We start from the raw sequence: 24,468 nt of genomic DNA on the forward strand, positions 1-24,468 counted from the left end.
CTTCAGGTTCGCACCCGTGTGAAAGAAACGCGACGGGATTGCTACTCGGTCGTGACCGTCGTGTGGGTGTGGACCATCGTCGCGCGGTGGGTTCCCGTCCCAACTTGGAAGTGTATCTTGTGGTCGCCCGGTTCGTACTCGTCACCGAGCTGCGCTGCGAGGTCAAGGCGTCCGCTCGTCGACCCATCACCGAAGTGGACGTGGTGTGCGTCGCTCGGAATGACATCGCCGACCGGGACGTGATCAGCGTCGATGATCGCGTGGAGGTGCCCGGCGTTGGAAGTAATCCCTTCACTGGATGGTTCGATGGTGTAGTTCTCGGCGGTGACTTCCCACTCGACGACGCTCCCATCAACACTCGTATCGAGGCTGAGACTCGCGTCGTCACTGACGGTGACTTCGACAGTCTCGACCAAGTCCATCGCCTTGTGTACGCCATCACCGACCTGCAGGTGAAGCGTGTGGTCACCCGGTTCGAGTTCGAGGACACCGTCCGTCTGACCGCTTCCGTAGTGGATGTGCGAGTCGTCGCTGGGGATGACTTCGCCCGGAGTCACGGGGTCGGTGTCGACCAGGATGTGATAGTGGCCAGCACCGTCGTTGACCGCACCCGACTGCTCGATGGTGACGCCATCCGCGGCGGCGTTCCATTGCACATACGTACTGGTGAGTTCCGACTCCGCGGACGGCACCTCGAACGAGATGCTGGCGTCGGCACCGACACCGTTCATGTACGTCTCGGATTCAGCAGTAGTCGTCGTCTCTTCAGACTTGGTCGTCGTCTTGTGTCCCTCCGTCGTCGTCCCGTTGGCTTCAGTCCCGCCACTCTCTGCTTGGCTGCCAGTACAACCCGCGAGACCGACAGCGACTGCACTTGAAATCGTTCCGACGAACGTCCGTCTCGAGACGTTACTACCCATAGACATGTTTTGCATTTTCTTATTCCAAGTTTCTAACTATAATGTTGTGGATTGGTTATTTATACAAAATAATTGAATATACCTAACCTATATTTGGAATGTATCCGGTCTGTGAGAGACAATCCCAAGCCACTACGGGGAGGCGCACGCTGCGAATAGCGAAGTCGGTGGTAACCGCCGGGTGAGCCACCTCAGCCAACCTATCTAATCACCCCAGCCAATCTATCCAATCACCTCAGCCAACCTATCTAATTTTTCACGACAGACCTCCATCAACAAGCAATGACCGGGTCGAACGGTGAAACGGAACTCCTCAATCTCACCCTCGAGGTATGGCATCCCGACTGTTGGGGCATCATCTCTACGGACGAGGCGGGGAGTGGCCTCATCGGTCATGGTGCGGCGGTCGACGACACCTCGGCGTACGAGCGCTGTACGATTTATGGCGATTCGCGCGAGCACGTCACGCAGGCAATCGAAGTCGCACACGAAGTCTCGTTCATCAACCACATCGAACCGATAGGGACGGCCGCGAGCGAAGACGCGCTCGCGTCGCCAATGGGCCACGCCGCACAGGACGTGTTCATCGAATACGACGTGGATGAGGGCATCGGGTCGGCGTTCTTGACGCGGGGGGTGCTCGTCGATAGCTCCTATCGAATCGAAGACGGCGTCGAGACGTGGAACCTGCTGGCGCACACGTCTCGGTCGTCGCTCGGGCGACTGCTCGACGAAATTCGGGAGGAACGCGACGCGGAAATCTCGGTCACGAAAATCGCCCCGGCGTCCGAACCCGTCCGGCCGCCGTCGGTGGGAGAGCCAACGCTTCTCACCCCGCGGCAACGCGAGGCGGTGGCTATTGCGAAGCGGTACGGCTACTACAACTGGCCACGGGAGGCGACGGCGAAGGAACTGGCCGACGAACTCGGCGTGTCGAAAGCGACGTTCCTCGAACACCTCCGAAAGGCGGAAGCGAAACTCATCGGAAAGCAGTAGACGACGAACGACTTCTCGGTTGGTTCCGGGTGTCCCTTCTATGGAAGGGTCCCGCTGATGTGGTGATGTGCGCTCGTGTCGTGTATGCCAGAAAGCAAGGACACGAACACCAGTGATGAACCGCGAACGATTGGCATCCTCGGCGGAATGAGCGGCAAATCGACCGTCGAGTACTACCGCCTCATCGACGACGCGGTCAACGAAATCTACGGCGGGCACCACGCCGGCGATATCCTGATTCGGAGCGTCAACTTCGCCGACATTGAGGGGTTCATCCAGGGCGAACAGTGGGACGAAGCGGGGTCGTACCTCGCCGATGCCGCGCAGGACCTCGAAGCGGGCGGTGCTGACTTCGTCATCATGGCCACCAACACGATGCACAAAGTCGCGCCGGCTATCACCGACGCGCTTTCTATCCCCTTCGTCCACATCGTCGATGCGGCCGCCGACGTGATTCTGGACGCCGGAATCGACACTGTCGGCGTCCTCGGAACCTCGGTAACGATGGAAGACCCATTCTACCGAGCGCGATTCGCTCAGCGCGGCATCGATATCGTCGTCCCCGACGAGGAGGACCGCGAGGACGTGGACCGAATCGTCTTCGAGGAGTTAACCAAAGGCGAGATTCGGGACGAATCCCGTGACCGCTACCTCGAAGTCGTCGACGAACTCGTCGCTGACGGCGCGGAGGGTATCGTTCTCGGATGTACGGAAATCGAGCAACTCATCGACCAGTCTGACAGACCCGAGGTGCCGTTTTTCGACACCACCGCGCTCCACGCCGAACGCGCCGTCGACGAGAGTCTCAGCGTCGATATCGAAGTGAAGTAACAGTCGCCTCGCTGTGTGCGGGTCCCACCTGCAGGAAAAAAGAGGCAGTCAGATGTCGACTGCCAGTCCGCGGATGTCGCTTGCGGACAGTTCGGTGTCGTGTGTGTTCATCGCGTGTTCCCTGACGAACTCTACAAGTTCATCTTCGTTCTCCGATTGGATTTGGAAATCACAATCGTAGCCCGCGTCTCGGCAAACGATTCGCTTCGTCATTTCTGTGTCACCACCACATTCGTGGCACGCTACCATACGCCACGTGGTAGAATAATCGTTGTGTCCCTGTGCGCGCCGGTCGCATCGGACCACAGGGCCGTCAACGGAGTTGCGCCAACCCAGACTCGTTGATTGGCATCGCATCGAGCGACCCGCGACTGCGGATGATGTTGAAGGCGGTCACGAGGTCGGACCGAGAGACCAGCCCCACGAGGTCACCCTCCTCGTCGACGACCGGAAGGCGACCGACGCTGTGTTCCTGCATGAGGGCGATGGCGTCCATCGCGTCCGCGTCGGGACCGATGGTTGCGAGTTCGTCACTCATGATGTCGTCGACGCGGTAAGCGTCGCGTTCGACTTCCCTGACGCCCCGAGCGTCGTCGAGCGTGACCATACCGATGAGGTCGCCATTTCTGAGGACTGGGTAGCCCGTGTGGCGCTCGACGAACATGCGTTCGAGGAGTTCCGAGACGGACGTTTGCTCGTCGACGACATCGAGGTTCTCGCTCCCAGTCATAATGTCCCGAACGACCACATCCTCAAACGTCGCCTTGAGGACGGTCTGTTGGGCTTCGCCCGACGCGCCCATGTAGATGAAGAAGGCGAGGGCGACGAGAAAGAGGTTGAAGAACAACCCGAAGAGTCCGAGGAGGAAAGCAAACACCTTCCCAACTTCGGCGGCCATCTGGGTCGCCTTCGCGTGAGGGCGGTTGCGTGCGAGAAGCGCGCGGAGGACGCGTCCGCCGTCCATTGGGAACCCGGGAAGCATGTTGAAGACGGCCAGCGAGACGTTCATCAACGCGAGGTAGCCGAAGACGAACTGCACAGCACCCAATGATTCGGGGAGGACGAGGAACCCGAGGTACGCGACGACGCCGATGAGAACAGAAACGATGGGCCCAGCGATGGCGATGGTGAACTCCTGTTTCCAGTCTTCTGGAATCTCCTTGAAGCGAGCGACACCGCCGAAGAGCCACAGCGTAATCGACTCGATTTCGTAGCCGTAGCGCATGGCGACGAGCGAGTGACCGAACTCGTGGAGCAAGACGCCGCCGAACAGTCCGATGGCGGCGGCGGACCCGAGTATCCACTGCATCGACCCAGTCGTGAGAACCTCGCCGTCGATAGTGGTCCCGAAGAGGTCGTTGATGACGACAGTCAGGTTCGCCACGTCCGCCCCGATGAGCCACGCGAAAAGCGGGAGGACCAGGAGGAAGGTGAGGTCGAGCCGAATCGGGATACCGAAGGCGCTACCAATGCGGATTCCTCGCATACCCGTACTTACCATGGGAAGGTCTTAAGTCGTCAGGCTGGTGGGAACGGGGGAAGGCTTACGCGGCCCGGCGATACACGGAGAGATATGAGCGATTCCCGACCTGAACCAGTGGTCAAGCGAGGCGACGACATCGAGTACGAGTCTGTCGGTGCCGCCGACGGCATGCACAAGGGCGTGCTCATTTCCGATGCCGACGACGCACCGCACTTCGCACTCCGGCGGTTCGTCCTCGAACCCGGCGCGTCGGTGCCGAGCCACACCAACGAGGTCGAACACGAGCAGTACGTCCTCTCCGGTCGTTACACCGTCGGCATCGACGGTGAAGAGTACGAAGTCGAAGCGGGCGACTCGCTTCTCATTCCGGCGGGCGTGCCCCACTGGTACCGAAATGACGCCGACGAAGAGGGGTCGTTCATCTGTGTGGTACCGAACGGTGACGACACCATCGAAGTCGTCGACGAGGAGTGACGGCAACGCCTCGGCCCACACGAGGGCCGACACGCAGACGAATCCCTGAAATACCACGTCTCCGTACGACCCATCGTGTCTCAACAGGTCACCCGTGTCGATACGCTGTTTCTCCACCAGACAGGCGACGACTATCTCGTCGTCGTCCGTCGGGATGGAAAGCGGGTGCTCCGCGGAAAACTCGAACTGAAGCAGACGAATGCGGGGCCCCGGCCGCTTCGCTTCCTCGTGGTCCAGAAAGGTGCCGAAGAGCCACGCGACCCGAGCCAATTTGTCGAACTCGCTCGCTCGGCCTCGCGCATTCGCATCTCGCAGCAGACCCCCAGTGCGGGCCGTGAGGAACTCAAGGCGATGCTCGACGGGTACCAACTCGAATCCCTCGTCGTGCGGACCTGTCGTCGCTGTGCAATCAACGGACGCTACTCGCCCATCACCGACGACACGGCCATCAAAGCCGAACACGAGGACATCTGCCGCGACTGCGCGGTGCAGGAACTCGAACAGGAACTCTCGTACAGTGGCGGTCTCACCCGAGCGGCGCAGGACCGTCTCGAAGAACTCCTCTACGAGACGCAGGACCTCACGCGCATCACGAACCTCCTGCAGGGCGAACTCGACCCCGACCTGACGAAGTTCGACACCATCAGCGCAACCACCGAAGATGTCGACCTCGTCGATACGGCCGACCTCGACGTCCATCCAAACCTGAAGTCGATGCTGGCAGACCGGTTCGAAACCCTGCTGCCGGTCCAGAGCCTCGCCGTCTCCAACGGCGTCCTCGACGGCGACGACCAACTTGTCGTGAGTGCCACGGCGACCGGGAAGACCCTTATCGGCGAACTCGCCGGTATCGACCGGATGCTGAAGGGGAAGGGCAAGATGCTCTTTCTCGTTCCGCTGGTCGCGCTCGCAAACCAGAAACACGAGGACTTCAAAGAGCGCTACGGCCACCTCGGCAAGGTTACTATCCGCGTCGGTGCGAGTCGCATCAACGACGACGGCAACCGGTTCGACCCGAACGCCGACGTTATCGTCGGCACCTACGAGGGTATCGACCACGCCCTCCGAACGGGCAAAGACCTCGGCGACATCGGGACCGTCGTCATCGACGAGGTTCACACCCTCAAAGAAGAAGAACGCGGCCACCGCCTCGACGGGATGATTTCCCGTCTCAAGTACTACTGCAATCAGCGGGCAAAACAGCGCGACAACTACAATGGGGCGCAGTGGATTTACCTCTCTGCAACCGTCGGCAACCCGGACTGGTTGGCCCAGAACCTGCGGGCGAAACTCATCGAGTACGAAGACCGCCCGGTTCCCATCGAGCGCCACGTCACCTTCGCCGACGGCCAAGAGAAACCGCGAATCGAAAACCGCCTCGTGAAACGGGCGTTCGACACCAAGTCCTCGAAGGGCTACCGCGGCCAGACGATTATCTTCACTAACTCGCGTCGTCGCTGCCACGAGGTTGCGCGCAAACTGGAGTACAACGCCGCGCCGTACCACGCCGGGTTGGACTACAAGCAACGCAAGCGCGTGGAGCGTCAGTTCGCCGACCAGGACCTCGCGGCAGTCGTGACCACCGCCGCCCTCGCCGCCGGTGTCGACTTCCCGGCGTCACAGGTCATCTTCGACACGCTTGCGATGGGTATCGAATGGCTCTCCGTACAGGAGTTCAGCCAGATGCTCGGGCGGGCAGGCCGTCCGGACTACCACGACAAAGGGACGGTCTACCTCCTCGTCGAACCCGACACCAGCTATCACAACACGATGGAGATGACCGAAGACGAGGTGGCGTTCAAACTCCTGAAAGGCGAGATGGAAGAAGTTCGAACCGTCTACGACGAGTCCGCCGCCGTCGAAGAGACGCTGGCGAACATCGTCGTCGGCGGGAAGAAGGCCAAAGCGCTCAACGACCGGATGCTCGGCGAGTTGCCCACGACGCACGCCGTCGGGAAACTCATCGAGTGGGAGTTCATTGACGGCCTCGAACCGACGCCGCTCGGCCGGGCGATAACGAGACAGTTCCTCTCGCCAAGCGATGCCTTCCGCATTCTCGACGGTATCCGAAACGGTCTCAGCCCCTACGACATCGTCGCCGACCTCGAACTGGCAGACGAGGGACGATAAGGGGGAGCGCAACGGCAGCCAGAAACGGACATTCCGAATCCCGCACCCTTTTCGGCAGTCAGTGCGTCGATATCCGCGTGGTAGCGATAACTCCGAGTATCGTGGTCATCTCTGCCATCATCCTCCTCGCGCTGGTGTTCTTCGTGGCGGAGCCGGTGCCGGTGGACGTGACGGCTATCGGCGTGATGGTGACGCTGATGTTGGTCCACCCAGTGTCCGAATCACTCGCCTCACTCGGCATGCTCGACGCACCAATCGTCTTCTTCGAGTCGTATCCGGGTGATGCGCTCTCGGGCTTTGCCAATACGGCGACGCTGACCGTACTGGCGATGTTCATCCTGAGCGAGGGCGTCCAGCGAACCGGTATCATCCAGATACTCGGTGCGAAGATATCGGAATTCACGGGCGACAATGAATTGAAGCAACTCGGCGCGACGATCGGTGTCGTCGGCCCAATCTCCGGGTTCATCAACAACACCGCCGCCGTTGCTATCTTGCTCCCGATGGTCACAGACCTCGCAGAGCGCGGGAAAACGTCGCCGTCGAAACTGCTGTTGCCGCTCTCGTACGCCTCGATGTTCGGCGGGATGTTGACGGTCATCGGAACCTCGACGAACATCCTCGCCAGCGACGTCTACTCCCGTATCACCGGCGAGGCCGCCTTCTCGATGTTCGAATTCACGGCGCTCGGGGCTGTCGTCATGGTCGTCGGCACCGCCTACCTCCTCACCGTCGGTCGGCGACTCACCCCCGCGCGAATCGAACCGCGGAGCGACCTGACCGAGGAGTTCGAGATGGCCGAATACCTGACCGAAGTCGTCGTCAGGGCGGACTCACCGGTCGTCGGCCAGCAGGTACAGGCCGCACTCGTCGGGACGGATTTCGATGTCGACCTCTTGCAGTTGATTCGCGGCGATAGCGTCTTCCTCGAACCGCTCGGCCCGAAGGAGATTCAGCCCGGAGACGTGTTCACCCTGCGGACCGACCGCAACACGCTCGTCGAACTGCTCGACGTGGAGGGACTCGACCTCGTTCCCGTGACGGTCACAGAAGACGAACTCGAACTCGCAGACGAGGGACAGAACCTCGTCGAAATCGTCGTCGCGCCGGGGTCTTCGCTCGTCGGCGAATCGCTCGCTTCCGCGAGTTTCCGCCAGCGGTACAACGCGACCGTACTCGCGCTCCGCCGTGGTGGCGAACTCATCCGCCGCCGGATGGACAACCTCCCGCTTCGCGTCGGTGACACGCTGCTCATTCAGGGGACGTTCGATAGCATCGAGCGCCTCGACAACAACCGGGACTTCATCGTCGCACAGGAAATCGAGCGCCACGACTACCGCGAGTCGAAGATTCCCATCGCCGTCGGCATCGTCGCGGGCGTCGTCGCCCTCGCGGCACTCGATTTCGTCTCCATCGTCGTCTCGGCCCTCATGGGGTCGCTTGCGATGGTCGCAACGAAGTGTCTCCGCCCGCCCGAACTGTACGACGCGGTCCAGTGGGACGTTATCTTCCTCCTCGCGGGGGTTATCCCGCTCGGCATCGCCATGGAGAACTCTGGTGCCGCCGCCCTCCTCGCCGAGATGGTCGTGATGTCAGGTGATTTCCTCCCGCTTCTCGGCGTGCTCGGCGTCTTCTACTTCGTGACGGCGCTGTTGACGAACATCATCTCGAACAACGCGAGCGTCGTGCTCATGATTCCGGTCGCTATCGAGGCGGCGACGACGTTGGGTGCGCGGCCGTTCTCGTTCGTCCTCGCGGTCATGTTCGCCGCCTCGACGGCGTTCATGACGCCCGTGGGCTACCAGACGAACCTGTTCGTCTACGGTCCGGGAGGCTACAAGTTCACCGACTACATCCGCGTTGGCGGCCCGCTACAGTTGGTTCTCGGCATTGTGACGACCTTCGGGGTGGCGTATTTCTTCCCGCTCACCTGAAAATCGAGGAACGAAACCCTTTACTCCGAGACGGGGAGAGACGTATATGCGGGACCGTGGGTTAGCCTGGTATACTTCGGGCCTTGGGTGCCCGTGACCCCGGTTCAAATCCGGGCGGTCCCACTCTTTGTGCGAAGAACAACGTGATGAGCCAAAGAGTGACAACCGTCCGGATTTGAGCCAAGGAGTGGAGCGAAGCGGAACGACTGAGGTTCAACATCCGGGTGGTCCCATACTCATTAAGGCAGAGTCGGCGACTCTTGCCGGCATTTTCGGCCGTTTGGGGTGGTCGGCGTGTCGCCCGTTCCTTCCCGACTTCCTGGGCTTCGGCGATGCCCGGCGACCGGGGGTGGCCGCGCGTCGCTTAGCATGTGTGGCTAACCCACCTGAACAAAATACACCGCACAGCTACGCACGCAGAACAGCGGACGCGCCGGTTCCTTGGGCCGCGCGAAAAATCTCGGGGACTCTGCTGGAATTATCGGCCAGTGCCAGACTGTCGAAACGGTGCCGAGTACAGTTGCTATAGGTACCTACGCTTGTGCCTGTACTACTTCTCGACAGGATTCGATGAATTTCACTAAGCCCCGACCGACATCTCGTGAAACACTAATGAGAATCGTTTCTGACTCTGTGTATGGGAGTTGAATCACGCACGCATTCTCATGGTAATAAAGGAGAGCGCGTCGTTCACCGATAGGTTTGTTTTCGATGGCAGGGGACATAGACGGGTCTTCAAGACGAATCGGTCTACGACCGCCGCGTACGTATCACTGGAATACTTCTGTTGCAGGTCGTCCCGGAGGTAGACGACTTCCCAACTGTCTTCGTTCATGACGACGACTGTCCGAAGTCCGTCACCTGCCCGCTCATGGACGTACTCAATAAGCCGCTCAACGGTGCCCCCAACCATACCATAAGTACAATCCTATCCTTTGAAAATATACTGGCGGAGTCATGTTTCCCTGCAACAAAAACAAAGGTTCGATTTTTATTGGTGACAGAGTTGCCCTCCTTCTTAGCGGCCGTTTCATCTCGGAGTGCCCAGATTGACATCCTTGAGAGCCGATGGCGGTAACGAACTACAGCAATCCGCCGCTGGTTGCCTCCTCGAACTCACCTATTTCGACCATCGGGTACTCGTGAGCAGTTCTCGGAGGTTCCATTTTGACGCAGGGTTCCTCAGCGAGCACGGCGTAGCGTGTGCGAAAGCAACCCACGATTTCGCTCGGAATCCCCGATGAACGGCAAGAACACTTTTGAGACGCGCCGGAATCCGTTCGACTACGGTGACAATTCAACCACTCGACATCCTCGGCGGTATCATGTTTCTCGTCGGCGTGCTGATTCTGACCGGGATGGTCACACCCGCTGTCGTCGCGAGTCAGCGACTCGAAACGGGAGCGATGCTGATGGTGCTTGGGACCGCCGCTGTCGCGGGACCGCGCGCATACCGGGACGCACTCGACAGAACGGAGTAACGTTCGCAGAGCAAAGCTGAATGTCCGAGCGACTGTAGAGACCTCAATCGGCAGGGAGAGGGTCTATTACTTACCCATCTCCGAGTACCATTGTAACACCCACCATGGGAGGTGGTTACTATTACACAACGCTTACCACTGACTTGTCTATGTCTTCGCACGGGATATCGCGGGCATACAAGCACAGCACGACTGGCGAACAGGCGGCGAGTACGGAGCGTGAGACAGTCACCCCGGTGGCGACCGGCGCGAGCGCCGACATCGCGGTCGGGTACTCGGCCGGCGTACGGCGGAAGTGGCGGAGGACAAAGCGATGACGAAGACAGTCGTGCTGGGCGTCATCGGGTCGGACGCCCACGTCGTCGGCATCACGATTTTAGAGCACGCGCTGTCGGCCGCCGGGTTCGACGTACACAATCTGGGCGTCCAGACCACCCAAGCGGAGTTCGTCGAGGCGGCGCTCGACCACGACGCCGACGCAGTGCTCGTCTCGTCGCTCTACGGACACGCCAAACAGGACTGTCAGGGCTTTACTGAGCGACTCGAAGAGGCGGGGAGCGACGCGCTCACGTACGTCGGCGGCAATCTCGCCGTCGGACAGGACGACTTCGAGCAGACGAGAACGACGTTCCGCGAGATGGGCTTCGACCGGGTGTTCGACTCCGAGACGAACCCCGAAGACGCCATCGAGGCGCTTCGGCGGGACCTTCGGATTTCGCAGTCGAAGTCGGAAGAGACGGGAGTGCGGTCCTGATGGTCCGAGACACGCGACTCCCCGTTTCCGCCGTCGAAGAGATTCACGAGGAGGTGCGTTCACACTGGCCGACGGGCGAGGACGTCGACTTCGAGGAGGCAATCGAGTATTATCGCACGCTCCCGCGGTCGAAACGGTTCGCAACCGTCCTCGAATCGGCGCAGCGACCGCTCTTACAACCGCGTGCCGGGGTGCCGTGTCTGTCGGACCAAATCGACCTGCTGTGCCACCTCGAAACCGAGGGGCAGGCTGACCTCCTGCCGACGACCATCGACTCGTACACCCGCGACAACGAGTACGCGAAAGCCCAAGAAGGACTGGAGAAAGCCCGAAATTCGGGGGCGGACACGCTCAACGGGTTCCCGGCCGTGAACCACGGCGTCGAAGGATGTCGTCGCCTCGTCGAGGCCGTCGATTCTCCCGTGGAAGTTCGCCACGGGACGCCCGACGCACGCCTGCTGGCGGCGGTGACGTTCGCCGGTGGGTTCCAGAGCTTCGAGGGCGGAGCCATCTCGTACAACATTCCGTACACGAAGCGCCGCGACCTCGAAGAGACGATTGAACACTGGCAGTTCGTGGACCGTCTCGCCGGACTCTACACCGAGTTCGGCGTGGAAATCAACCGCGAACCATTTGGCCCGCTCACGGGGACGCTCGTCCCGCCGTGTATCGCGATTACGGTCATGCTCGTCGAGGGACTGCTCGCTGCCACACAGGGCGTCCGCTCGCTCACACTCGGCTACGGACAGGTCGGCAATCTCGTACAGGACGTTGCCGCGCTCCAGGCGCTCCGAGAACTCGGTGAATCGTACCTCCCCGACGACGTGACGCTCACCACCGTCTTCCACGAGTGGATGGGTGGCTTCCCGCCGGACGAGGCCCGCGCAAACGGCGTTATCGCCCTTGGCGCGGCCACGGCCGCGATTGCCCGACCGGACAAGGTAATCACGAAATCGCCGCAGGAGTTCCAGGGCGTGCCGACAAAAGAGGCCAACGCCGCCGGACTCCGCACTACCAGACAACTTATTGATATGATGTGCGAGCAAACGCTCACACTCGATGGCGTCGACGAAGAACAGCAACTCATCGAACGCGAGGTTCGATGCCTGATGGACACGGTCGTCGAGCACGGTGACGGCGACATCGCACAGGGAGTCGTCGCCGCCTTCGACTCGGGGGCACTCGACGTTCCGTTCGCGCCGAGCAACGCGGCCAAGAGCGCGGTGCTTCCCGCCCGCGACGACGACGGACGCGTTCGCATCTTCGACTTCGGTGACCTCGCCCTCGACGACGACATCCGCGAGATTCACGCCGCCAGACTGGACCAGCGCGCAGCGACCGAAGACCGAGCCTGCTCGTTCCAGATGGTCGCCGACGACGTCGACGCGATTAGCGACGGGAAACTCATCGGTCGCCCACAGGAGGATGACCGATGAAAATCGAGTCGATACGCGCAATTCCGGGCGTCTCGGGGTTCTTCTTCGACGACCAGCGAGCTATCAAGGCGGGTGCCGAGACAGACGGCTTTTCTTACCACGGCAACCCCGTCACGCCCGGATTCGAGCGCATCCGCGAGGCGGGCGAGTCGCTTATGGTCGAGGTCAAACTCACAGACGGAACCGTCGTTACCGGCGACTGCTGCGCTGTCCAATACTCCGGCGTCGGTGGTCGCGACCCCCTCTTTCGGGCGTCCGAGTACCGGCCGACTGTCGAGGGTCCAGTTGCCGATGCACTCGTTGGACGCGACGCGGCGACCTTCGCAGATAATGCGACAATAATCGAGACGCTTGCACCCGATTCCAACAACGGCGACCGCCTCCACACGGCGATTCGATACGGTGTCTCGCAGGCGCTCCTCGCGGCCGCAGCGCGCGCCCGACAGACGACGCGGTTCGACGTGCTTGCGACTGTACTCGGAACCGACCCCGCAACCGAGCCGATTCCGGTCTTTGGGCAATCGGGCGACGCGAGGCGCGTAAACGCCGAGAAAATGCTCATCAAGGGCGTTCCTGTCTTGCCGCACGGCCTGTTCAACAGCCTCGAAACGGTCGGCGCGGACGGGCAGCGCCTCGTCTCGTATCTGAACTGGCTGTCCGAGCGCACTGCCGAACTCGGCCCAGATGGGTACGCGCCGCGGTTCCACGTGGACGTGTACGGTACGCTCGGCGACCTGTTCGGCGACCCCTACGACCGCGCCGCCGTCACCGACTACTTCCGCGATCTCGCTGAGGCCGCCGCCCCCTACCCACTGCAAATAGAGGGACCGATGGACGCAGCGGGGAGGTCCGCCCAGATTCACGCAATGGCGGAGCTACGCGACGGACTGGCGGACGCGGGCGTCCCCGTCGACATCGTTGCCGACGAGTGGTGCAACACGTTCGACGATGTCCGCGCGTTCGTCGATGCGGGCGCGGCGGACGTTGTGCAGGTCAAAACGCCCGACCTCGGCGGCATCCAGCGAAGCGGGGCGGCTGTCACGTACTGCGAGGGAACCGATACCCGCGCGTATCTCGGCGGCACCTGCAACGAAACCGTCACGTCGGCGCGGGCCTGCGCGCACGTCGCGCTCGCAACCGACGCCGCCCAAGTCCTCGCCAAGCCCGGCATGGGGTTCGACGAGGGCTTCATGGTCGTCACAAACGAGATGCGGCGGGCGCTCGCGCGGCAGCACGGAGCTGTATCGACCACTGAACAGCAGACATAACCCCGACATCCATGACAGAAGACACCACCGAAGAATCCACCGACACACCCGGAGAATCCGCAGATACACCCGAAGAATCCACACCGTCCCAACAGAACCGACGGCTCGTCAGCGGTTGGCACGGACGCTTCTTCGAAGAGTTCCGCGTCGGCGACATCTACAAACACCCGTTCGGCCGAACCGTCACCGAAACCGACGACGTGTGGCTGACGAACGTGACGATGAACCTCAACCCGATGCACTTCAACGAGGCGTACGCCAGCCAGACAGAGTTCGGCGAACGGCTCGTCAACGGGACGGTCGTCATCGCACTCGCGGTCGGAATGAGCGTCATCGACGTGACCATGAACGCGACGGCGAACCTCGGCTACGACAAGGTCAAACACCACGCGCCAGTCTATCACGGCGATACGATATTCGCCGAATCGGAGGTTCTCAAGACCCGTCTGAGCGAGTCGCGAGACCACGTCGGTCTCGTCACGACGGAGCTTCGCGCGTACAACCAAGACGGTGACCTCGTGTTGTCGCTCGAACGAACCGCGATGGTCCTGAAACGCGAGTCCGCCCAGCCGAGTCCCGAGACGCCGCCCGGCTGGCTGGAGGGAATCGGAACCCAACCGGAGGACGTGAACTGACATGGCCGACGAAAATCGCACCCAAACCACCGAGAACCGAATTGACGGGTCGGTCCCCGTGCAGGATGCCGAAACCCTCGCGGCGTCGATTCCGGCGGACGCAACCCTCGCAGTCAGCGGATTCGGGAGCGTCGGCTACCCGAAAGCCGTACCGCTCGCGCTCGCCGAGAGCGACCGCGACCTCTCGTTGACCATCGTCAGCGGCGGCAGCGTCGGCGAGGAGATAGACACACGACTCGTCGAAGCGGGTGCCATCGAGCGCCGGTACCCCTATCAGGCCACGCCGGAGGCCCGTGCGGCGATTAACGAGGGGAAAATCGCATTCCACGACAGCCACATCTCTCGCTTGAGCGACGAAATCGAACTCGGCCAGCACGTCGATGTCGATATCGCGGTGGTCGAAGCAGTCGCCGTGGGAGACGACTGGTTCGTTCCCTCGCTGTCTATCGGACCAACCCCGGCGTACGTCGCCGCCGCAGACCGTCTCATCGTCGAGGTCAACGATTCGCTCCCGCGGGACCTCGAAGCGATACACGACATCTACCGCCCGGCGCGGCCGCCCAACCGCAAACCGATTCCGCTGACACATCCCGGCGAGCGAATTGGAACCTCGCGAATCGAGTTCCCGAGCGAGAAACTCATCGGCGTCACGAGGACCGACCGCCAAGACACCTCGTACACGTTCCGCGAACCGACCGACGACGACCGAGCTATCGCGGCGAACCTCCTCGAATTTCTGGCCGACGAGGTGCGCGACAATCCGGTGTTCGACGAGTCGATTCAACTCCAGTTCGGCGTTGGAAGCCTGGGGAACGCGCTCATGGGCGCGCTCGACGACTTCGATTTCGGCGACCGAGAGGTCAACTACTACGGCGAAGTGATACAGGATGGCCTGCTGGACCTGCTCGACGACGGACTGCTCAACGCGGCGAGTGCAACGTCACTCGCACTGTCCGAAGACGGGCAAGAACGACTCTGTAGTGACATCGACCGCTACGCAGAGAACGTCGTCCTCCGGCCGTCGGACATCTCCAACAACCCGGCACTGGTCAATCGGTTCGGCGTCGTCGGCGTGAACAGCGCCCTCGAAGTCGACCTCTATGGACACGTTAATTCGACGCACCTCGGCGGGACGCACCTGATGAACGGCATCGGCGGGAGCGGCGACTTCAACCGCAACGCGCTCGTCCCGATTGTCGCCCTGTCATCCACCGCAAAGGGTGGAGCTATCTCGCGCATCGTGCCGATGGTTCCGCACGTCGACCACACCGAGCAAGATATCTCGGTCGTGATTACGGAACAGGGCGTCGCTGATTTACGCGGCTGCTCGCCGCGCGAACGGGCCGAAGAACTGGTCGAACAGTGTGCGCACCCCGACTATCGAGCTGACCTCCGGCGCTACCGAGAACGGGCGGAAGACGAAGGCGGGCACATCCCACACGACCTCGAACGGGCCTTCAAGTGGCAGTCTGACGAGTGACGCGTCAACTTGGGCAGAACAGATCAAGGTGACTCCACCTCACACCTCGAATCCGCTCGGTCCATCGTCGCCCAAGAGACCCGCACAGAGGTCCGAACGACCGTCTTCCGACGCCCACCGCGTCGCCCGCGACGTATTCGTGAGGGCGGCGTCGGCGAATTCGTTCCACGTCGCTTCCGCCGGCGACCCGACCGGACAGCAGGTAACGATAATCGACCCGGGACGCATCCGTGCTGCTGCCGTCGCCAGTTCGGCTCTGAGGATGGCGTTCGGAACGTCGCTGAAGAACAGGCCGGTGCTGTCGCCGAGGACCGACGGGAGTTCAGACTTCGAATCACCGAGGCGCAACTCCCACCGATTGCGGAGTCGATGCGGGACGAGCCATCCGATTTCGGGGTCTTCGAGGTCGGCAGGCAACACGGAAGTGTCGCCGATGTCGATGGAGACGAGTTGCCCGCGGGTGTTGTGGTCGAGGGCAGACAGCATGTACGCCGAACTCAACCCACCGCGAACGCCGGTTTCGACCACCAGTGCCGGACGAACTAACCGGGTCAGTACGTAGAGAATATCCCGCCAGTTGTGATAGAACACGGCCGGTCCGGTCGCGGTTCTGCGGAAGGGTGTCGTAATCTCCGCTCGAAACTGTTCGTCGCCCGCCAGTCGAAGCCACGCGTCGGTGATGTCGCTCCGAGACGCGTCGATTCCGAGTCCCGAGATGAACGCGATGAGTTCGTTCGGAGACGGTGGCGATTCGAACTGGTATTTCGGGAGCAGTTGGCCAGACCCGCGCGACGAGAGGTACTGGTACGCCGTCGTCGGACTCGAAATGGTACGCCGTCGTCGGACTCGAAATCGCCTTCCATGCGGCGCTTGTCACACCGTGTTGCCTGATTGGGTCCATGATTCGGCGGGGGAGTAACGCCGTGGCCACCCGCTGGCGACGGTGTCTCATTTTCGTCACTGACGCGTAGAAACGTGTTAGCTACGCACATGCCAACACGGTAAGACAACACCTTCTCCTAGGCGTTGTGGGCGTAAGCCATAGCAGCGGACAGCACAGAAAGTCACATCCACCGTACCTCAATTACCCTGGCTTCCAGAAACTGTGTGACTACCGGGTGCTTTCTGGCACCGAGCACGCCAATAGATGGGTGTTTAATAGTTTGATAATATAGATACATTTAAAACATATCATTCTAATTGGTGTTTTCATGGATGATAATAATTCATTGACACGTCGGTCGGTTCTCGGGAAAATCGGTGCCGCATCCGGAACAGTCGGGATGCTCTCGTCGGTAGGTGTTCAGAACGTTATTGCGAAGAAGGGGAACGAGACGAATTCCCGGAAAATCGTGTCGAGTCCTGAAATAGAACACATCGAAGAACACCTCCAGCAGTACACGCCAGGGAATTCACCGGTTAACTACAAACACAACAAGGCGACTTCCCGGCGGGTTTCTTTCGAAAAGAAGAATGATGACCTAGTTGCAACCGAGATACCGACCCGAGTAGGCTCGCTAGCACACATCCAGTACGGAGACTTCTCGCGTTCGCTTTTTTTCGTCGAACCGAATGCACTCGGCGCTGACGTTCCGGTCGACAAACGTATGGGACAAGCCCAGGGAGGCACGAAAAAGAACACCGCGGGCGAAAAGGGAGGCACCATCTGGATCGAAGGACGAAAAGACCACGCCATTACCTTTCGGACGGCCAACAACGCCGAACTGACAAAGGTTCGGGAGACGACCGGATTAGAGAACATTCAAGCATTTACCCACTCTGAGACGGATAACCTGCTGGTGTTCGAGCAACAGGAATTTGCCGAGAAGGCTACGAAGAGTAGCATCGCGACCAGCCAGAAAGACAGCTCTGGCACGGCAGTCGGGGACGAGAAAGTCACAGTTTACAAAGCGAGCACCCAGAATGGAGACTCGATTACCCACGAGTTTACCTCGATTGAAGTCGACAAATCTGCGGAGATCAACAAAGGTGGGTTCGCAGATAGCGCCAAGGGAGGTGTATCCACCGCCGACTCCGGAGGAGACTGGTGTTCGAATAAGAAAGAGTACTGCGCGGTAAGCGGGTACGCATGCTTACAGGAGCTCGCAATCTGTAGCCTCTGTGTGTCGACGTGCGGTATCAGTGTCGTCGCGTGGCCTGCCGTTGCAGTCTGTCTGGCTTGCTACCTCCTTACGTGTGGAACGTCCGCGCTCCCGCAGGTAGGGTCCTGCGTCGCTGCACTCGACTGCATCCGCGAAGCCGTCAACGACGGATTGTACGACCTTCCATCCTGGATGGACTTCCCTGACTGGTACACTAACCCGGCTGGCGTCGATCTCTGCTGATCGATTGTCGACCGCGACCGCGAGCGGTTCGTCAACGCCAACTGCCGAAACGAAGACGAGTTATCGCAGCTACCAATTCGAGACAGAGCACAGATAGAAACTGAATTCTGTCAGGTCGTGTACTAGAAAGGCATGGACTTGAGCCGACTCATCTGGTACACGATGCCGCTCGCGGTCGTTGCAGCAGCCATCGCCTCCAGTACGCTCGCAGAGAGGTATGTCGTGAAGCGTCTCCGGAGCAACCTCGCGGTGAAACTAACGAGATTTCTGGCCGTCAGTGGAGCCGTCATCGGTACGCTCCTTTTTTATATGGTTGTCGTCGGGTACTTTACCAACCAGTGAGCCGGGCCGTCGCGTTCGAGTCGCTCTCGTTTCGCTCGCTCTCGTTCGACTGTTGGATGACGTATCGCTGGCCGACCATCGGGTCCATGAGGCTATCGACCGGGGCGCGGTCGTCGCGGAGAATCGGCACGTCGTCGGTCGGTTCGTTGTTTCGGTACGACGAGACCTCGGCCGCGAGGTAGATACCGATATCGCGCTCTCGATTCCGCGCCTGCAACTCGTTGCGCGTGACGAGCGTCGAGTTCTTCGTCGCCACCACCTCGATGTTCTGGACGACGACGCTGCCCGCAGTAGTGAAACTGTACACCTGCGGGTAGACCCGGTTTATGGTCTTGTACTCGGCGCGGTAGAACTTCGAGGCGGGACCGCTCGGTGCGGAGATAACGTTCGCAAAGAGGATGCCGTCCTCGTCGAGGCGCTCCGAGGTGAGTCGCATGAACTCCACCGTCGTCAACTCGAACGGAACCCTGTCTTTCCGGTAGGCGTCGAGGACGATGAGGTCGTACGTCTGGTTCGTCTCTCGGAGGTACTCCCGGCCGCCCATCGTGTAGATGTTCAGTCGGTCGGACTCCTCGACGTGGAAGTACTCCTTTGCGACCGAGACAACTTCGGGGTCGATTTCGACCACGTCGACGGTCACGTTGGGATACTTCTCCAGAAACACCCGTGGACCGGTGAATCCGCCGCCGCCGACGAACAACACCCGGTCGATGTCGTCCGAGAGGAGGAACGGCACGTGGAAGTACGAGGTGTAGTCGAAAACGTGTCGCGTCGGGTCGTCGAGGTCCATCGCGCTGTGGGGTTGGCCGTCGAGGTAGAGCGTCCGCGTCCCACCGGCGTCGACGACGCGGAGTTCCTGATACGCGGTCTGGGTGTGGTAGACCGTGGTTCCGCGGTCGTCGAGTCCGATACCACCGGTCACCGCGGCGACGACGAGGATGAGGACGATACCGACGCTCCAGACGGTTTCTCGGGGGCCGACGTTCGGGCGAGCGAGGTAGAGCGCTGTGCCGACGGAGAGACCCCCAAATACCAGTCCGATGTCCACGACGCTCAGCGCGGGGATGAGCAGGTACGTGGTCGCGAACGCGCCGATGATGCTGCCGACGGTGCCCACGGCGTAGACGTGCCCGGAGGCCGCGCCGACATCCGTCTGGTTGGACAGTTCCGCCGCGTAGGGGCTGACGTACCCGAGGAGGTACGTCGGCGGGCCGAAGAGCAGTGTGACCGCTGGAAGCGAGGCGAACCGACTGGGAAGCGGGAGACTGGCTGTCATCTGCAAGAAGAAGTCACCGAGGAGGATGAGACCCGCAATGTAGGCCGCCGTGGCGATGAACACCCAGACGAGCGCGGTGTTCGACGCTTGCGACGCTCGCTTTCCGCCGCGGTGGTAGCCCAGACTCAGCGCCGCGAGGAAGACGCCGATGATGCTCCCCCACGTGTAGATGCTGCTCCCGAACTCCGGGGCGACCATCCGACCGGCGAGAATCTCCAACCCCATGCTGGTGACGCCGGAGACGAACACCGCGAGTTCGGGCCGCGTCAGTCGGACCGACGAGCGGGAGCGCGTCGATGCCATGCTAATAGTTCTAGTGCGGCGAACGTATAAATACGAAAGCGCGGCCAGACCACCCGTGTCGTCGCTGGTCGCCGCCTCGGACCTCGCCCACGCCGCCTACTGCCCGCGGCAACTGTACTACGCACGCCGCGAAGAGACGCGAGCACCGCCGCCCGAAGTCGACGCGATACGAGCGCTCGCCTTCGAGTATCCAACGCTCGCCGATGCGAGTGACGACGAACTCAAAGCGAGGCCGCTGGCGGTCAGTCCGGCAGCATACCGCGCGAACGTTCGGCAGTTGCGAGCGCGAGACGACTGGGATGCGCTGTCGAATCCCGCTGCCCGCGACGTACTCCTCACGGGGAAAGACTGCCGCGGAATCGCACACAAACTCGTCGGCGACCCGCCGGTGCCGTCGCTCGTCTCTCCCGGCGACCCTCCCGAGCGAGGCGTCTGGGAACCGCAGCGCGTCAGGGCTGTCGCGCTCGCAAAGGCGCTGGCGTGGGAGCGCGAGACCGACGTGCCGCGGGCCATCGTGGAGTATCCGGCGACTGGTGTCGCTAGAACAGTCCGTCTCACGACGAGCAACAAGGCGGCCTACCACCGGGCGCTCCGCGTCGCGCGCGAACTCGACTTCGTTCCGCCGCGACTCCGAGACTCAGCGAAGTGCGATGGGTGTTCCTACCGGACCGAATGCGGGGTGAAAACGCGGTCGTTGAAGTCACTTCTGGGGTTCTAACCGCGCCTCGGGCCGCGACCGACGAACTCGGGTCGGCCTACGTCTCTGACTCCAACCACGCCTCGATGTCGTCAGCCATCGCGCCGCGGCGGTGGATGATTCCCTTTCCGGGGTCGACGACCGTACTCTCTGTGCCGGGTGTGGTTCCACCGTCGAGGACGACAGCGACGGCGTCGCGAATCTCGTCGGAGAGTTGCGACGGGGTGGTGATGCTGCCCGTTCCGGAGCGATTGGCGCTCGTTGCTGTCACGGGTGTTTCAGCCGCGCGGAAGAGTTCGAGCGCGAGTTCGTGGTCGGGGACGCGGACACCGACCCGCTCGCGGCCGGAAACGAGGACGTCCGGGAGACTGTCCCGGCGCTCGACGACGACAGTCACCGGCCCGGGAAGGAATCGGCGCATGAAAGCCTCCTCGCGGTCGTCGACTTCGACGTAGTCGAGCGCCGCATCGACATCCGGAAAGCCTGCTGAGAGCGGTTTGTCCCGGTCGCGGCCTTTGATGTCGAAGACGCGTTCGACGGCTTCGGGATTCGTCGCGTCGGCACCCATTCCGTAGACGGTCTCCGTCGGGTAGATGACTGCCTCGCCGTCGCGGATGGCGGCGGCCGCCCGTTGAACGTCGTCGTTCGGCGCGTCGTCACTCATAGCTGAATCGAAGCGAGACGGGCGAAAAAGGGTGACGAAAGCCGGTACCGGCGAGATTGACGGTCGCTTATTCGGCCTCCTCGGAGGTGGATTCGAGGTACTCGACGATGTTCGCCGACTCGGACATCGTGACGCCGGTGTTTTCGTCGACGATGGCGGGGACGGTCCGCTTTCCGGAGACGCGCTTGACCACGTCGCGGTCGGAGTGCATCGGTTCGACGAAGCGCGACTGGTAGTCCAGTCCCTTCGTTCGCGGGTATTCGGACCGCAATGCCGCACCAGCGAGCGAGTTAGTCGCTATCCCCCCGCAGACCGGCGATGCGTCCGAGGGCAACTCTTAATTTCGGTGCCATGCAAGACTTTGTAGTTACATGGGTTTGCCGCTGCTACCAATATTTCCAGCCACGATACTCGCGGCCGCACAGGTCTCGAACCTCCCAGTGGGCGACGACGTAATCACCGCCCTCGGAGTGGCTGCAATCATCGTGCTCATCGGACTCTCGGCGTTCTTTTCTTCCTCCGAGATTGCGATGTTCTCGCTGGCGAAACACCGTGTCGACTCGATGGTCGAAGACGGGGTCCCCGGCGCAGAGCGTGTGAAGGCACTCAAAGACGACCCACATCGACTGCTCGTGACGATTCTGGTCGGCAACAACATCGCCAACATCGCGATGTCGTCCATCTCGACTGGACTCCTCGTGTTTGTCGGCTTCCAGCAGGGCGAAGCCGTCGCCATCGCGACGTTCGGTATCACGGCACTCGTCTTGCTGTTCGGTGAGAGCGCGCCGAAGTCCTACGCGGTCGAAAACACCGAGTCGTGGTCCCTCCGCATCGCACGCCCCCTGAAGTACGCCGAGTTGCTCCTCTTGCCGCTCGTCGTCCTCTTCGACTACCTGACGCGGGTTGTCAACAAGGTAACCGGTGGCCAGACGGCTATCGAGACGACCTACGTCACCCGCGACGAGATTCAGAATCTCATCGAGACGGGCGAACGTGAAGGTGTTATCGAGGAAGAAGAACGCGAGATGCTCGACCGCATCTTCCGCTTTAACTCCACCATCGCCAAGGAGGTCATGACCCCGCGACTCGACATGACCGCCGTCTCCAAGGACGCAACCATCGACGAAGCCATCGAAACCTGTGTCCAAGCCGACCACGAGCGTGTGCCCGTCTACGACGGCAACCTCGACAACGTCATCGGCATCGTCAACATCCGGAACCTCGTCCGCGAGAAGTACTACGGCGAACGCGGTGTCAGTCTCGCCGACATCGTCTCGCCGACGCTCCACGTCCCCGAATCGAAGAACGTCGACGAACTGATGGCCGAGATGCAGGACACTCGGATGCAGATGGTCATCGTCATCGACGAGTTCGGGACCACTGAGGGGCTTATCACCCTCGAAGACATGGTCGAAGAAATCGTCGGCGACATCCTCGAAGGCGACGAAGAAGAACCGTTCGAGGAAGTCGACGAGAACACCTACCTCGTCCGCGGGGAGGTCAACATCGACGAAGTCAACGAGATGCTGGACATCGAACTCCCGGAGGGAGAAGAGTTCGAAACGCTGGCCGGGTTTATCTTCAACCGCGCCGGTCGCCTCGTCGAAGAGGGCGAAGAAATCAGCTACGACGACATCATCATCCGTATCGAGCAGGTCGACAACACGCGTATCATGAAAGCGCGAATCCAGACCAACGCGGGCACCGCAGACGACGACGAAGAAGAAGCGGAAGTCGAACCCGACGCCTAAGCGATTCGGGAGCCTGTTTTTCGGCCCGGCCAGTCAGGTGAGAGCACAGTCGCCGGTCCAACCAGTCACCCCGAGAGGCCGGTCGAGACGAGTATGAATCCGCCGTAGCCGAGAGTAAACGCGAGGACGAGCGACCCCACCCACGCGAGGACGGTGTAGAGCATCTTCCGCCCGGAGACGCCCGCGCCGCTGGCGGCGTAGCCCGACCCGATGATGGCGCTGACGATGATTTCGTTGAACGAGACGGGGACACCGAGGGCGACCGCCGTCTGTGCGATAGCGAACGAGGGAATCATCGCGGCGATAGAGCGGCGCGGTCCGAGCGAGGAGTAATCCTGTGCGAGTGCCTTAATCATCCGCGGCGCGCCCGTCCACGACCCGACGAGGAGGCCGAGTCCGCCACCGACGAGGAGTGCCGGAAGGGGAACGGTCACCACGTCGAGAAGCGGAACCAGCGGGCCGATGGCGAGACCGACCTGTGACCCACCGGCGGAGAACGCGACGAGACCGCCGAGGACGAGCAAGAAGCGCCGTTGGCCTGCGGCCATGTCGAGCGTGACCCAGCGTCCGACGACGGCCGCGGCGGCGACACCGACCGCGAGCATGCTTACGACGAACCAGAGCGTCTCGCTTCCGACGCCGACGGTGACGACCAGTTCCTCGGCCGCAAGGCGGGCGAGCGAGGCGGACTCACCGGGACCGGCGAAGGCCGCGAACTCCATGTTCGCCACGAGAACCCCCACGACGCCCGCGAGCGCCGGAACGGCCCAGACTTCGGAGATGCGTTCCGCACGCAACCCGCGGGCAGTCGCGTAGGCCGCGCTCCCGCCGACGAACGGCGTAAGAACCCACAGCGCGGCGATTTGCTGGTACTTCTCCCACGCCGGGACGCCACCCATGGCGAGACCCACGCCGACGACAGCGCCGGTCACGGTGAACGCCGTGGCGATGGGGTAGCCCGCGAAGACGCCGAGCGCGACGAGGACCGCAGCGATGAGCAGTGCAACGACCGCGGCGGGGGCCGTCAACGAAATGCCGCCGACGAGTTCGTTTCCGACGGCGTTCGTGACGTTTGCGCCCTGAAGAACCGCGCCGCCGAATCCGAGCACGCCGACGATGAAGCCAGCGCGCATCACGGAGATTGCGTTCGCGCCGACGGCCGGAGCGAACGGAGTGGAACCGGACGACCCGGCACCGATAGCCCACGCCATGAACAGACTGGCGAGTGCCGCGACGACGAACGCAACGAGTGCTCCGGTAGCTACCAC

Annotated in this window: 24 protein-coding genes and 1 tRNA gene; 16 read left to right on the forward strand and 9 right to left on the reverse strand. The window is 61.6% G+C overall.

The genetic code is table 11. The features are described 5' to 3' along the window. Positions 1–41: 41 nt before the first annotated feature. Positions 42–920 (reverse strand): DUF4399 domain-containing protein, encoded by an 879-nt coding sequence (locus tag ACH9L7_RS11740; RefSeq protein WP_396610886.1) that lies wholly within the window; start codon positions 918–920, stop codon positions 42–44. A gap of 282 nt (positions 921–1,202) precedes the next feature. On the opposite strand from ACH9L7_RS11740, the gene ACH9L7_RS11745 reads away from it, so the two are divergent. Together ACH9L7_RS11745 and ACH9L7_RS11750 are read left to right on the forward strand one after the other, a co-directional pair. Then, positions 1,203–1,916, forward strand: coding sequence for a helix-turn-helix domain-containing protein (locus ACH9L7_RS11745; protein WP_396610887.1), 714 nt, complete (start codon positions 1,203–1,205; stop codon positions 1,914–1,916). A gap of 84 nt (positions 1,917–2,000) precedes the next feature. Further along, positions 2,001–2,747, forward strand: coding sequence for an aspartate/glutamate racemase family protein (locus ACH9L7_RS11750; protein ID WP_396610888.1), 747 nt, complete (start codon positions 2,001–2,003; stop codon positions 2,745–2,747). 48 nt (positions 2,748–2,795) lie between these two features. Here ACH9L7_RS11750 and ACH9L7_RS11755 read toward each other — a convergent pair whose 3' ends face one another. Further along, positions 2,796–2,960, reverse strand: a complete 165-nt coding sequence (locus tag ACH9L7_RS11755; protein WP_396610889.1) for a DUF1059 domain-containing protein — start codon at positions 2,958–2,960, stop codon at positions 2,796–2,798. A gap of 100 nt (positions 2,961–3,060) precedes the next feature. Further along, a complete protein-coding gene (locus tag ACH9L7_RS11760; protein WP_396610890.1) occupies positions 3,061–4,233 on the reverse strand; it encodes a M50 family metallopeptidase in 1,173 nt (390 codons plus the stop codon). An 87-nt stretch (positions 4,234–4,320) separates the two neighbouring features. Here ACH9L7_RS11760 and ACH9L7_RS11765 point away from each other — a divergent pair, with 87 nt between their 5' ends. From ACH9L7_RS11765 to ACH9L7_RS11780, 4 genes are all read left to right on the forward strand, one after another. After that, positions 4,321–4,704: a cupin domain-containing protein gene (locus ACH9L7_RS11765; protein ID WP_396610891.1), complete on the forward strand. Its 384-nt coding sequence runs from the start codon at positions 4,321–4,323 to the stop codon at positions 4,702–4,704. Positions 4,705–4,779: 75 nt separating this feature from the next. After that, positions 4,780–6,834, forward strand: a complete 2,055-nt coding sequence (locus tag ACH9L7_RS11770; protein ID WP_396610892.1) for a DEAD/DEAH box helicase — start codon at positions 4,780–4,782, stop codon at positions 6,832–6,834. A 77-nt stretch (positions 6,835–6,911) separates the two neighbouring features. After that, a complete protein-coding gene (locus ACH9L7_RS11775; RefSeq protein ID WP_396610893.1) occupies positions 6,912–8,768 on the forward strand; it encodes an SLC13 family permease in 1,857 nt (618 codons plus the stop codon). Between the two features lie 50 nt (positions 8,769–8,818). Beyond that, a tRNA-Pro gene (locus ACH9L7_RS11780) sits at positions 8,819–8,891 on the forward strand. Positions 8,892–9,417: 526 nt separating this feature from the next. Here ACH9L7_RS11780 and ACH9L7_RS11785 read toward each other — a convergent pair. Continuing rightward, entirely contained in the window at positions 9,418–9,681 is a 264-nt protein-coding gene (locus ACH9L7_RS11785) for a hypothetical protein (protein WP_396610894.1), read from the reverse strand. A gap of 376 nt (positions 9,682–10,057) precedes the next feature. Here ACH9L7_RS11785 and ACH9L7_RS11790 point away from each other — a divergent pair, with 376 nt between their 5' ends. From ACH9L7_RS11790 to ACH9L7_RS11815, 6 genes are all read left to right on the forward strand, one after another. Continuing rightward, the gene (locus ACH9L7_RS11790) at positions 10,058–10,249 is read left to right on the forward strand and encodes a hypothetical protein (protein WP_396610895.1); all 192 of its coding nucleotides are present in this window, start codon (positions 10,058–10,060) and stop codon (positions 10,247–10,249) included. Positions 10,250–10,562: 313 nt separating this feature from the next. Beyond that, positions 10,563–11,003 (forward strand): methylaspartate mutase subunit S, encoded by a 441-nt coding sequence (glmS, locus tag ACH9L7_RS11795; RefSeq protein WP_396610896.1) that lies wholly within the window; start codon positions 10,563–10,565, stop codon positions 11,001–11,003. Continuing rightward, complete coding sequence (locus tag ACH9L7_RS11800; protein WP_396610897.1) at positions 11,003–12,439, forward strand: methylaspartate mutase subunit E; 1,437 nt, start codon at positions 11,003–11,005, stop codon at positions 12,437–12,439. The genes glmS and ACH9L7_RS11800 overlap by 1 nt, the downstream gene beginning before the upstream one ends. After that, positions 12,436–13,707: a methylaspartate ammonia-lyase gene (locus ACH9L7_RS11805; protein ID WP_396610898.1), complete on the forward strand. Its 1,272-nt coding sequence runs from the start codon at positions 12,436–12,438 to the stop codon at positions 13,705–13,707. The genes ACH9L7_RS11800 and ACH9L7_RS11805 overlap by 4 nt, the downstream gene beginning before the upstream one ends. Positions 13,708–13,718: 11 nt before the next feature. Beyond that, complete coding sequence (locus ACH9L7_RS11810) at positions 13,719–14,342, forward strand: MaoC family dehydratase (RefSeq protein ID WP_396610899.1); 624 nt, start codon at positions 13,719–13,721, stop codon at positions 14,340–14,342. Between the two features lies 1 nt (position 14,343). Beyond that, positions 14,344–15,822 (forward strand): acetyl-CoA hydrolase/transferase C-terminal domain-containing protein, encoded by a 1,479-nt coding sequence (locus ACH9L7_RS11815; RefSeq protein WP_396610900.1) that lies wholly within the window; start codon positions 14,344–14,346, stop codon positions 15,820–15,822. A 39-nt stretch (positions 15,823–15,861) separates the two neighbouring features. On the opposite strand, the gene ACH9L7_RS11820 is transcribed toward ACH9L7_RS11815, so the two are convergent. Further along, the gene (locus ACH9L7_RS11820) at positions 15,862–16,413 is read right to left on the reverse strand and encodes a class I SAM-dependent methyltransferase (RefSeq protein WP_396610901.1); all 552 of its coding nucleotides are present in this window, start codon (positions 16,411–16,413) and stop codon (positions 15,862–15,864) included. 620 nt (positions 16,414–17,033) lie between these two features. On the opposite strand from ACH9L7_RS11820, the gene ACH9L7_RS11825 reads away from it, so the two are divergent. Together ACH9L7_RS11825 and ACH9L7_RS11830 are read left to right on the forward strand one after the other, a co-directional pair. Further along, entirely contained in the window at positions 17,034–18,167 is a 1,134-nt protein-coding gene (locus ACH9L7_RS11825; protein ID WP_396610902.1) for a hypothetical protein, read from the forward strand. Positions 18,168–18,299: 132 nt separating this feature from the next. Then, on the forward strand, positions 18,300–18,509 hold the full coding sequence (locus ACH9L7_RS11830) for a hypothetical protein (RefSeq protein WP_396610903.1): 210 nt from the start codon (positions 18,300–18,302) through the stop codon (positions 18,507–18,509). Here ACH9L7_RS11830 and ACH9L7_RS11835 read toward each other — a convergent pair. Beyond that, positions 18,496–20,088 carry a spermidine synthase gene (locus tag ACH9L7_RS11835; RefSeq protein ID WP_396610904.1) on the reverse strand — a complete coding sequence of 531 codons (1,593 nt, stop codon included), beginning with the start codon at positions 20,086–20,088 and terminating at the stop codon, positions 18,496–18,498. The two genes, ACH9L7_RS11830 and ACH9L7_RS11835, sit on opposite strands and share 14 nt — an antisense overlap. A 55-nt stretch (positions 20,089–20,143) precedes the next feature. Here ACH9L7_RS11835 and ACH9L7_RS11840 point away from each other — a divergent pair, with 55 nt between their 5' ends. Beyond that, the gene (locus ACH9L7_RS11840; RefSeq protein WP_396610905.1) at positions 20,144–20,806 is read left to right on the forward strand and encodes a hypothetical protein; all 663 of its coding nucleotides are present in this window, start codon (positions 20,144–20,146) and stop codon (positions 20,804–20,806) included. A gap of 37 nt (positions 20,807–20,843) precedes the next feature. Here ACH9L7_RS11840 and ACH9L7_RS11845 read toward each other — a convergent pair whose 3' ends face one another. After that, positions 20,844–21,449, reverse strand: coding sequence for an L-threonylcarbamoyladenylate synthase (locus ACH9L7_RS11845; protein ID WP_396610906.1), 606 nt, complete (start codon positions 21,447–21,449; stop codon positions 20,844–20,846). Positions 21,450–21,516: 67 nt separating this feature from the next. Beyond that, on the reverse strand, positions 21,517–21,750 hold the full coding sequence (locus ACH9L7_RS11850; RefSeq protein ID WP_396613269.1) for a glutathione S-transferase N-terminal domain-containing protein: 234 nt from the start codon (positions 21,748–21,750) through the stop codon (positions 21,517–21,519). A gap of 70 nt (positions 21,751–21,820) precedes the next feature. On the opposite strand from ACH9L7_RS11850, the gene ACH9L7_RS11855 reads away from it, so the two are divergent. Further along, on the forward strand, positions 21,821–23,200 hold the full coding sequence (locus tag ACH9L7_RS11855) for a hemolysin family protein (protein ID WP_396610907.1): 1,380 nt from the start codon (positions 21,821–21,823) through the stop codon (positions 23,198–23,200). A 65-nt stretch (positions 23,201–23,265) separates the two neighbouring features. Here the strand turns inward: ACH9L7_RS11855 and ACH9L7_RS11860 are convergent, their stop codons facing one another. Next, positions 23,266–24,468: an anion permease gene (locus ACH9L7_RS11860; RefSeq protein ID WP_396610908.1), complete on the reverse strand. Its 1,203-nt coding sequence runs from the start codon at positions 24,466–24,468 to the stop codon at positions 23,266–23,268.

This window comes from Haloferax sp. S1W, from assembly GCF_044593955.1.
Taxonomy (GTDB): domain Archaea; phylum Halobacteriota; class Halobacteria; order Halobacteriales; family Haloferacaceae; genus Haloferax.

Coding starts and splice junctions, on each gene's coding strand:
- ACH9L7_RS11765 (WP_396610891.1), top strand. CDS start 4,321: ATGAGCGATTCCCGACCTGAACCAGTGGTCAAGCGAGGCGACGACATC.
- ACH9L7_RS11755 (WP_396610889.1), bottom strand. CDS start 2,960: ATGACGAAGCGAATCGTTTGCCGAGACGCGGGCTACGATTGTGATTTC.
- ACH9L7_RS11800 (WP_396610897.1), top strand. CDS start 11,003: ATGGTCCGAGACACGCGACTCCCCGTTTCCGCCGTCGAAGAGATTCAC.
- glmS (WP_396610896.1), top strand. CDS start 10,563: ATGACGAAGACAGTCGTGCTGGGCGTCATCGGGTCGGACGCCCACGTC.
- ACH9L7_RS11750 (WP_396610888.1), top strand. CDS start 2,001: ATGCCAGAAAGCAAGGACACGAACACCAGTGATGAACCGCGAACGATT.
- ACH9L7_RS11745 (WP_396610887.1), top strand. CDS start 1,203: ATGACCGGGTCGAACGGTGAAACGGAACTCCTCAATCTCACCCTCGAG.
- ACH9L7_RS11740 (WP_396610886.1), bottom strand. CDS start 920: ATGGGTAGTAACGTCTCGAGACGGACGTTCGTCGGAACGATTTCAAGT.
- ACH9L7_RS11835 (WP_396610904.1), bottom strand. CDS start 20,088: ATGGCATCGACGCGCTCCCGCTCGTCGGTCCGACTGACGCGGCCCGAA.
- ACH9L7_RS11810 (WP_396610899.1), top strand. CDS start 13,719: ATGACAGAAGACACCACCGAAGAATCCACCGACACACCCGGAGAATCC.
- ACH9L7_RS11830 (WP_396610903.1), top strand. CDS start 18,300: ATGGACTTGAGCCGACTCATCTGGTACACGATGCCGCTCGCGGTCGTT.
- ACH9L7_RS11825 (WP_396610902.1), top strand. CDS start 17,034: ATGGATGATAATAATTCATTGACACGTCGGTCGGTTCTCGGGAAAATC.
- ACH9L7_RS11855 (WP_396610907.1), top strand. CDS start 21,821: ATGGGTTTGCCGCTGCTACCAATATTTCCAGCCACGATACTCGCGGCC.
- ACH9L7_RS11815 (WP_396610900.1), top strand. CDS start 14,344: ATGGCCGACGAAAATCGCACCCAAACCACCGAGAACCGAATTGACGGG.
- ACH9L7_RS11845 (WP_396610906.1), bottom strand. CDS start 21,449: ATGAGTGACGACGCGCCGAACGACGACGTTCAACGGGCGGCCGCCGCC.
- ACH9L7_RS11805 (WP_396610898.1), top strand. CDS start 12,436: ATGAAAATCGAGTCGATACGCGCAATTCCGGGCGTCTCGGGGTTCTTC.
- ACH9L7_RS11760 (WP_396610890.1), bottom strand. CDS start 4,233: ATGCGAGGAATCCGCATTGGTAGCGCCTTCGGTATCCCGATTCGGCTC.
- ACH9L7_RS11785 (WP_396610894.1), bottom strand. CDS start 9,681: ATGGTTGGGGGCACCGTTGAGCGGCTTATTGAGTACGTCCATGAGCGG.